Genomic DNA, 3,292 nt, shown 5'->3' with positions numbered 1-3,292 from the left:
TCGATGCCAGCACAATTTTTAATAATTTTTTCTAAACTACTCATCGCTCAATGAATTAATGAAATAGAAATAGGCTCAAAATATACTAAGTGAAAAGATATTACTACCATGGGGGAAATTCATTAGAATAGAACTCACCAATATTGCTTAATATAATATTTTGAAACAAAACTCGAACTCAGGTAATTAACACTAATTGATTTACTGCTACACTGCCTAATTCTAATTCAGATTATACACAAAGATAACGTCATTTTATATTGCTTTTTTTTGAAAAAAAATTACACCTCGAACTGACGTTTTTAATAATTACACCCAACCGGTAAAAAAATATAAATTTTAAACACATAGGTTCACAGAAAAAAGAATTAAATAGCCCCATTCTTGGATTCACATAGCTAAGATATACTATAAAAAAGTGAAACGTCTTGAATTTAAAATTAAAAACTATGTTTCTCCTATGTGTTCAAAAAATAATTACACAATGGGTTAAATGCATTCAATTTATATAGCAAAACTTACAAATAAACGAACACCTACAGGAATATGAAATGGTACGTTGTATACACAAAACCAAAATGGAAAAAAAGAGCTGCTAAACAATTAACTAAGTTCGGCGTGAATTGTTATTGTCCTTTGATCAAAAAAACACAACAAAGGTCCGACAGGAAAATAAGGGTAGAAGTCCCTTTATTCAATCATTATATATTTGTACAATTGGCTGAAAAAGACCGAAATATTATATTTAATTCTCCTGGAGTGGTTCGGTATTTATTTTGGTTAGGCACACATGCCGTTGTTAAAGACAAAGAAATTGAAACTATCAAAGAATGGCTTACTAGTGATGATTCTGCAACAGAAATTTCGGTGATGCAATACCAAATTGGTCAAAAAATAAAGTTAGATTCAGGACCCTTTTGTGAGCAAAATGCGTTTGTAAAAGACATTACTAAAACACATTATGTTTTAATTTTAGAATCTTTAGGATATGTTTTAAAAGTAAAAAATAAATAAAATTAATAAAAAACAAAGCAGTACTTATTAACACCCATATCATCCTTCAATTGATATAAACAAAATTGGGTGGATAAGTGTTTTTTATAGTTAAAAATAAATTATTCATAATCCATTTTAAAAAATTCACTTTTTTTAACTCCCAATATTTTTGCCAACTTGTCTAGTTTGGACAATTTTAGATCCACAAATCCCTTTTCTATTTTTTCATAATTCTTTACACTAATATCCATTTGGATTGCGATATAATCTGGGCTATGATTTTTTTGTTCTCGGTACTCTTTAATTTTTAAATAGGAAATCTCCATTACCATATTTTTTTATTTACATTTCTATCTTAAATTGTAATAATTAGTTTACCCTTAATAAATTTATTACACTGCAATAGTATTTAAAAAAAAACAATAAATAACGTTAAAATACGTATTTTGTCGTTTAAACGCTTTATTTTTAAATTTAAACATGTATTTTCTTATATTTATAACGCTGAAATTATATTTTGATCCAAAATCATTTTTAAATGATTTAATAATTTTAAAATAAGTTAATTATAAAGTACTAAAATAGTCTTTAAACATTTTAATTCAAACAACAATCTATTACTGATTCACATTAATTATTTTAATTAGAAATTATTAATCGAATTCCAATTTATTTTTTTTTAAAAATTAGTAAAAATTCATGACTTGTGAAAAGCTATTTGACGAAGTAATATGGTTAAAAATTTTTCAAATAGGTTTGCATCTTTATAATTTAATTCGCTATAAGGAATGTTAGATTAATTTAGATCCTACTTTGAAATTAAATATCATTGAACCTCCTCCTCCATCAAATTCATTTAATTTTCATTATTATTTTTATCATTGAAGAAAATTGAAATATCAAATTTAAAAATAAACTCAATTGAAACTTCTAATACTTTTGAAATTTCAATCAATTTAGAAACAGTTAAATCAACATCTCCTCTTTCGATTTTACCATAACCACTGGCAGTCATTTTTAATTCATCTGCAACAAATTCTCTAGTTAAATTTTTTAATTCTCTTATTTTTCTAATATTGGTATATACATTATATTTCATATGTTGCTATTTATTATTTTTATAGGATGTATGTAATACGTATATCATCTTTGGTGTATTATATCGCTTTCAGTCCAACTTATTTCAAACAGTATATAATTCATATTTGAATTATCACTTCACTTTTCACACTATTATTAACTATTATCATAATAAATCAATAGTTTATTTTGTCATATATCGTTGAAATTAAAAAAGCGAGACAATAGAGTACACCCAAAAAGTTAGACAAATTCATGAGGTTTTTTTTAAAAATTTTATTCAAAAATATACCAAAATTTAAATGTGTAACAAATTTATTTAATAAATCTGCCCAAAGGATTTTAAAATCCGATAAAATACATTATTAACTAATTTTAAAACATTTTTACTACCTTAGAGAAGAAGCTAATTTATTGACTTCAAAAAAAAAAAGCTCAAATAGATTTGTGAAACCAATCACTGTGGACCTGATGATTTTAGGTTTAATTAGTAGATAAGTAGCATAAGTAGACAAATTAACAGATAAATAAATTTGAATTTGAAGGGAAATGCACTACAGTATAAAAGATCTATAGCTAAGCTATTTTTTTAAACTTTCTTATTGATTAATATACCTGTTTAGTAATTTATGGCAGTCCCTTTTTGTCTTGTCCTAAAAATAGTGATACACCAAAACGCTGCATATGGAAGAACTATAACAAAAAACGACACTACGTAAATGCATTTATAGCGTAAGATTAATAATTTTATTTGTAAAGTATTAATAAAATGTTATTCTATATTCTGTATCGTTATTTCAGGATGGGACAACCTTAATAACAATCTCCTCGTAAATGGAGATGCAAAGAAATGTTCTATATCATTATTCTTTCCAAGTAATATTCTCTTTGATAGTTTTCGCAGGCACTCCTGCAGCGATTACTTCATTTGGGATAATCCCTGATACAAGTGACATCGATCCAATAACAGATCCATTTCCAATTTTCGCCCCTTTTAATATGGAAACCATTCTACCGATCCAAACGTGTTCTCCAATATGAATGTTCTTGTCAGGGTTAATTCGCTCTCCATCAAAATTAAAAATATTATGACTATCAGTTGTTCTGACATCAATATTGGTAGAGAAGAGACAACCAGATCCAATTTCTATTTTTGTTCCGTTGTGAACGTTAAAATCTGCTCCATTAATGCGTGTATTATTTCCAATGGTGAGTT

4 protein-coding genes are annotated in these 3,292 nt (G+C 26.3%); 1 reads left to right on the top strand and 3 read right to left on the bottom strand.

Translation table 11 applies throughout. The annotated features are described in order from the left end of the window. Positions 1 to 546 precede the first annotated feature (546 nt). On the top strand, positions 547 to 1,014 hold the full coding sequence (locus tag E0F76_RS19180; protein WP_132010154.1) for a UpxY family transcription antiterminator: 468 nt from the start codon (positions 547 to 549) through the stop codon (positions 1,012 to 1,014). A 101-nt stretch (positions 1,015 to 1,115) separates the two neighbouring features. On the opposite strand, the gene E0F76_RS19175 is transcribed toward E0F76_RS19180, so the two are convergent. The 3 genes from E0F76_RS19175 to E0F76_RS19165 all read right to left on the bottom strand — a co-directional run. Then, the gene (locus E0F76_RS19175; protein WP_165932754.1) at positions 1,116 to 1,322 is read right to left on the bottom strand and encodes a helix-turn-helix domain-containing protein; all 207 of its coding nucleotides are present in this window, start codon (positions 1,320 to 1,322) and stop codon (positions 1,116 to 1,118) included. A 530-nt stretch (positions 1,323 to 1,852) separates the two neighbouring features. Further along, a complete protein-coding gene (locus E0F76_RS19170; RefSeq protein WP_132010149.1) occupies positions 1,853 to 2,095 on the bottom strand; it encodes a helix-turn-helix domain-containing protein in 243 nt (80 codons plus the stop codon). Between the two features lie 844 nt (positions 2,096 to 2,939). Further along, positions 2,940 to 3,292, bottom strand: a 353-nt coding sequence (locus E0F76_RS19165) for an acyltransferase (RefSeq protein WP_132010146.1), incomplete at its 5' end; no start/stop codon positions are given.

The organism is Flavobacterium cellulosilyticum, assembly GCF_004349355.1.
GTDB classification, from domain to species: domain Bacteria; phylum Bacteroidota; class Bacteroidia; order Flavobacteriales; family Flavobacteriaceae; genus Flavobacterium; species Flavobacterium cellulosilyticum.
This window is presented reverse-complemented; position numbering and strand designations above follow the sequence as displayed.